Raw genomic sequence first — 5,563 nt, forward strand, 5'->3', positions numbered from 1 at the left:
CCGGAGCCGGCGCATCTGGAGCGAGCGCATCAGGGCGTAGGCGACCGCGCCCTTCCTGTTCTGGCCGGGGAACCGCTCGGCCAGCCGCTTCTTGAGGCGGAAGGCGGTGACGGCCGAGTCCAGCACGATGAGGACGATCACCACGAGCCACAGCAGCAGCGCGATGCTCTGCAGCGACGCGACCCGCACCATGCTCAGCACGAGGATGACCACGGCCATCGGCAGGAAGAACTCCGCGACGTTGAACCGCGAGTCGATGAAGTCGCGGGCGAACTTGCGCACCGGGCCCTTGTCACGGGCCGGCAGGTAGCGCTCGTCGCCACCGGCCAGCGCCTGGCGCTGCCGCTCCATCGCGGCACGGCGCTCCTCGCGCTGCCGCTTGGCGGCGTCCTTGCGCGTCAGCGGCGTGCTGGCGACGCTGCGGCGCTGGGACTGGGCCTCGCTGCGCTTGGGGGTCGGCCGGCCCTTGGGGGCCTGCGGGTCACGGGTCTGCTTGGAGAAGTTCACCTGCGCCTTGTCGGCGACGGGGGCCTTCTCTTCCTTGGCACGGCTACGGAACACAAAACCCAAGGGTAAGGGCATGACCCGCATGGACCCCAGCCCCGCGGGGAACGATCCGGCAACACCGGTCGTCTGTAGGGGGACACAGAACGACGCGGAGCGGACGTCGCGCCCGCCGCCGCGCCCGGCGTGCCCGGGGGTCACCTACTCCCTGCGCCGGAGCGGAGACGTACGCACTCGTCCTTGGGGATGACCGCATCCGTTCCCGAACAGTGCGGTAATGGATGCAGGGCCCGTACTGTGGGTTCTGTCGCAGAGCTGTGAGCTGGAGTCCGTCAGAAGGGGGCGCGCGAAGCCCATGAGCGGTGTCATGAAGCGTATGGGGATGATCTTCCGCGCGAAGGCGAACAAGGCCCTTGACCGGGCCGAGGACCCGCGCGAAACCCTCGATTACTCGTACCAGAAGCAGCTGGAGCTGCTGCAGAAGGTGCGCCGCGGCGTCGCCGACGTGGCCACCTCCCGCAAGCGCCTGGAGCTCCAGCTGAACCAGCTGCAGCAGCAGTCCGGCAAGCTGGAGGACCAGGGCCGCAAGGCGCTGGCGCTGGGCCGCGAGGACCTGGCGCGCGAGGCGCTCTCCCGCCGCGCCGCGCTCCAGCAGCAGGTCACCGACCTCGAGACGCAGCACGCGACCCTTCAGGGCGAGGAGGAGAAGCTCACTCTCGCGGCCCAGCGGCTCCAGGCGAAGGTGGACGCCTTCCGCACCAAGAAGGAGACCATCAAGGCGACCTACACCGCCGCCCAGGCGCAGACCCGGATCGGCGAGGCGTTCTCCGGCATCTCCGAGGAGATGGGCGACGTCGGGCTCGCCATCCAGCGCGCCGAGGACAAGACCCAGCAGCTCCAGGCCCGGGCCGGCGCGATCGACGAGCTGCTCGCCTCCGGCGCCCTCGACGACCCCTCGGGCATGGCCAAGGACGACATCCAGGCCGAGCTGGACCGGCTCTCGGGTGGTACGGATGTAGAGCTGGAGCTGCAGCGCATGAAGGCGGAGCTGGCCGGAGGTCCGTCCGCCGAGCGGCAGGCGATCGAGGGCGGCGCCGGCCAGGCGCAGCCCGAGTCCCAGCAGCAGCCGCAGGACACCCCTCGCTTCGACAAGCAGTGAGCGGGGCCCACGCCGCCTAGGAGGGCGACATGATCGTACGGATCATGGGGGAGGGACAGGTGAGGCTGGCCGACAGCCACCTCACCGAGCTCAACAAGCTGGACGACGAACTCCTGGCCGAGATGGAGAACGGCGACGGCCCCGGCTTCCGCCGCACCCTGACCGCCCTGCTGTCCAAGGTGCGCGAACTGGGAGTCCCCCTCCCGGACGACTCCCTGGAGCCGTCCGAACTGATCCTCCCCGCCCCGGAGGCCACCCTGGAAGAGGTCCGGGACCTCCTGACCGGCGGCGGCCTGATCCCGGGCTGAGCCCGCCCCGTTCCGGGGGTCCCCGCTCCCGGCCCGGAGGTTGATGCGCGGGGGCCGGTTCCGCGGGGGGTGGGGGCGTCGTAGCGTTGGGCGGCGTGACTGCTCTCGACCGTGCCCGCTGCCGCCTCAGGGCACATCCGCTCGCCCTGGACGCGGCGCTCGCGGCCGGGGTGCTGGTGTGCATGGTGGTGGGGTCCTTCGTGGATCCCCGCGGCGAGAACGGCGTCACCTGGGGAGTGCGCCGGCCGGACGCGCTCAGCCTGCTCCTCATGGCCCTCGGCGCCGCCGCGCTCGTCCTGCGCCGCCGCGCCCCGCGTTCCGTCCTCGCCGTCACCGGCACCGTCTCCGTCGTGGAGTGCGTGACCGGTGACCCCCGCGCCCCCGTCGCGATGTCGGCGGTCGTCGCCCTCTACACCGTCGCCGCCGCCACCGACCGCCCCACCACCTGGCGCCTGGGCCTGACCACCATGACGGTGCTCACCGGCGCCGCCATGCTCGCCGGGCCCCTGCCCTGGTACGCCCAGGAGAACCTCGCGATCTTCGCCTGGACCGGCATGGCCGCCGCCGGCGGCGACGCCGTCCGCAGCCGCCGCGCCTTCGTGCACGCCATCCGCGAGCGCGCAGAACGGGCCGAGCGCACCCGCGAGGAGGAGGCCCGCCGCCGCGTCGCCGAGGAGCGCCTGCGCATCGCGCGTGACCTGCACGACGTCGTCGCCCACCACATCGCCCTGGTCAACGTGCAGGCCGGGGTCGCCGCACACGTCATGGACAAGCGCCCCGACCAGGCCAAGGAGGCCCTGGCCCACGTCCGTGAGGCCAGCCGCTCCGCGCTCAACGAACTGCGCGCCACGGTCGGCCTGCTCCGCCAGTCCGGCGACCCCGAGGCCCCCACCGAACCCGCCCCCGGCCTGAACCGTCTGGAGGAACTCGCCGGCACCTTCCGCAGCGCCGGACTGCACGTCGAGATCGCCCGCACAGACCACGGCACCGCCTTGCCCGCCGCCGTCGACCTGGCCGCGTTCCGCGTCGTCCAGGAGGCCCTCACCAATGTGCAGAAGCACGCCGGAGTCCGGGCCAGGGCCGAGGTCAGCGTCGTACGCGTGGGACCGAACATGGAGGTCACCGTCCTCGACGACGGAGCCGGCGACCAGGACGGACCGGACGGCGGCCCCGAGGCCGGCGGCGGACACGGGCTGCTCGGCATGCGCGAACGCGTCACGGCCCTCGGCGGCACCCTCACCACCGGCCCCCGCTACGGCGGCGGCTTCCGCGTCCATGCGATCCTGCCCGTCAAGACCAGCGCACGCGCCCCGGGGGATGCCGCATGACGATCCGTGTCCTGCTCGCCGACGACCAGGCACTGCTGCGCAGCGCCTTCCGCGTGCTCGTCGACTCCGAGCCCGACATGGAGGTCGTCGGCGAGGCCTCCGACGGGGCCGAGGCGGTGCGGCTGGCCAAGGAACGGCGCGCCGACGTGGTGCTGATGGACATCCGCATGCCCGGCACCGACGGCCTCGCCGCGACCCGCCTGATCAGCGCCGATCCCGCGCTCGCCCAGGTCCGCGTGGTCATCCTGACCACCTTCGAGGTCGACGACTACGTGGTGCAGTCGCTGCGCGCGGGCGCCTCCGGCTTCCTCGGCAAGGGCAGCGAGCCCGAGGAACTGCTCAGCGCCATCCGGGTCGCCGCCGGCGGGGAGGCGCTGCTGTCCCCGGCCGCCACCAAGGGCCTGATCGCCCGCTTCCTCGCCCAGGGCGGCGCCGACGACGGCCGCGACCCGGCCCGCTCCGACCGCCTGGGCGCGCTGACCGTGCGCGAGCGCGAGGTGCTCGTCCAGGTCGCGGGCGGCCACTCCAACGACGAGATCGCCGAACGCCTCGAAGTCAGCCCACTGACCGTGAAGACGCACGTCAACCGGGCCATGGCCAAGCTCGGCGCCCGCGACCGCGCACAGCTGGTCGTCATCGCCTACGAATCCGGTCTGGTACGCCCCCGGATGGACTGACCTCCACCCGTGTCTACTGCGCGCGCAGTACCGGGCGCCCCCGGAAATGGACCTGGGGCCTACGGATCGGACCCGCGGCATGAACCAGGGTGTTGGGGTGGGCGCACACCTGTGGGCGTCCACGTGGGCGCGTCGACCGTGCGTGCCCGCGCCGCCTCCTCTGCCGCCGCTCACGAAGAGAGACCCTGACCCATGTCCCGGCTGTCCGGATTCAGCCTCGCACAACGGGCCCTCATCGGCCTGATGTCGCTCGTCGCGCTCGTCTTCGGGCTGATCGCGATACCCCAGATCAAGCAGCAGCTGCTGCCCACCATCGAACTGCCCATGGTGTCGGTGATCGCGCCGTACCAGGGCGCCTCGCCCGACGTCGTCGACAAGCAGGTCGTCGAGCCCATCGAGAACAACCTGCAGGGCGTCTCCGGCGTCACCGGCGTCACCTCCACGGCGAGCGAGGGCAACGCCGTGATCAGGGCCTCCTTCGACTACGGCAACGACACCAAGCGGATCGTCTCCGACGTGCAGCAGGCCGTGAACCGGGCCCGCGCCCAGCTCCCGGACGGCGTGGACCCGCAGGTCGTCTCCGGTTCCACCGACGACATGCCGACCGTGGTCCTCGCCGTCACCTCCGGCAAGGACCAGCAGGCGCTCGCCGACCAGGTCGACAACACGGTCGTCCCCACGCTGAAGAACATCGACGGGGTCGGCCGCGTCCAGGTCACCGGCGTACGGGACCTCCAGGTCACCGTCACCCCCGACGAGGCGGAGCTGGCCCGCGCGCACCTCACCCCGGCCGCTCTCGGCCAGGCCCTGCAGGCGGGCGGCGCCACCGTCCCGGCCGGCTCCTTCGAGGAGAACGGCGCCAACCGCACCGTCCAGGTCGGCGGCGGCTTCACGTCGGTCGAGCAGATCCAGGACCTGATGGTCGCCGGCACCGGCAAGCCCGTACGCCTCGGTGACGTCGCGACCGTCCGGCAGCAGCCGGCCCCGTCCGACTCCATCACCCGTACGGACGGCCGCCCGAGTCTCGCCGTCAACGTCACCATGGACCACGACGGCAGCGCGGTCGCCATCTCCGACGCGGTCAAGGACAAGCTGGACGGCCTGCGCGCGGACCTCGGCTCCGGGGCGCGGCTCACCGTCGTCAGCGACCAGGGCCCGGCCGTGTCCAAGTCGATCAGCGGCCTGACCACCGAGGGCGCGCTCGGCCTGCTCTTCGCTGTCCTGATCATCCTGGTCTTCCTGGCCTCGGTCCGCTCCACCCTGGTGACGGCGGTGTCCATCCCGCTGTCGGTGGTGCTGGCGCTGATCGTGCTGTGGACGCGCGGCCTGTCCCTGAACATGCTCACGCTCGGCGCGCTGACCATCGCCATCGGCCGGGTCGTCGACGACTCGATCGTGGTCCTGGAGAACATCAAGCGGCACCTCGGCTACGGCGAGGAGCGCCAGGAGGCGATCCTCAACGCCGTGCGCGAGGTGGCCGGCGCGGTCACCTCCTCCACCCTCACCACGGTCGCCGTGTTCCTGCCGATCGGCCTGGTCGGCGGCATGGTGGGCGCCCTGTTCGGCTCGTTCAGCATCACCGTGACG

The 5,563-nt window shown here is 72.1% G+C and carries 6 protein-coding genes; 5 read left to right on the forward strand and 1 reads right to left on the reverse strand.

Annotated features, from left to right (window positions below; genetic code table 11):
* The coding region (locus IE249_RS01875) for a DUF3043 domain-containing protein (RefSeq protein ID WP_229857228.1) at positions 1-561 on the reverse strand (561 nt) is incomplete at its 3' end.
* Between the two features lie 298 nt (positions 562-859).
* Between IE249_RS01875 and IE249_RS01880 the strand changes: the two genes are divergently transcribed.
* The 5 genes from IE249_RS01880 to IE249_RS35875 form a co-directional block, all read left to right on the forward strand.
* Complete coding sequence (locus tag IE249_RS01880) at positions 860-1,663, forward strand: PspA/IM30 family protein (RefSeq protein ID WP_189702976.1); 804 nt, start codon at positions 860-862, stop codon at positions 1,661-1,663.
* Between the two features lie 29 nt (positions 1,664-1,692).
* Positions 1,693-1,971, forward strand: coding sequence for a PspA-associated protein PspAA (gene pspAA / locus IE249_RS01885; protein WP_189702977.1), 279 nt, complete (start codon positions 1,693-1,695; stop codon positions 1,969-1,971).
* 95 nt (positions 1,972-2,066) lie between these two features.
* The gene (locus tag IE249_RS01890; RefSeq protein ID WP_189702978.1) at positions 2,067-3,299 is read left to right on the forward strand and encodes a sensor histidine kinase; all 1,233 of its coding nucleotides are present in this window, start codon (positions 2,067-2,069) and stop codon (positions 3,297-3,299) included.
* Positions 3,296-3,976 carry a response regulator gene (locus tag IE249_RS01895; RefSeq protein WP_189702979.1) on the forward strand — a complete coding sequence of 227 codons (681 nt, stop codon included), beginning with the start codon at positions 3,296-3,298 and terminating at the stop codon, positions 3,974-3,976. Before IE249_RS01890 ends, IE249_RS01895 begins: the two co-directional genes overlap by 4 nt.
* A gap of 192 nt (positions 3,977-4,168) precedes the next feature.
* On the forward strand, positions 4,169-5,563 hold a 1,395-nt coding region (locus tag IE249_RS35875), incomplete at its 3' end, for an efflux RND transporter permease subunit (RefSeq protein ID WP_229857236.1).

This window comes from Streptomyces anandii JCM 4720 (assembly GCF_014650655.1).
Taxonomy (GTDB): Bacteria; Actinomycetota; Actinomycetes; order Streptomycetales; family Streptomycetaceae; genus Streptomyces; species Streptomyces anandii.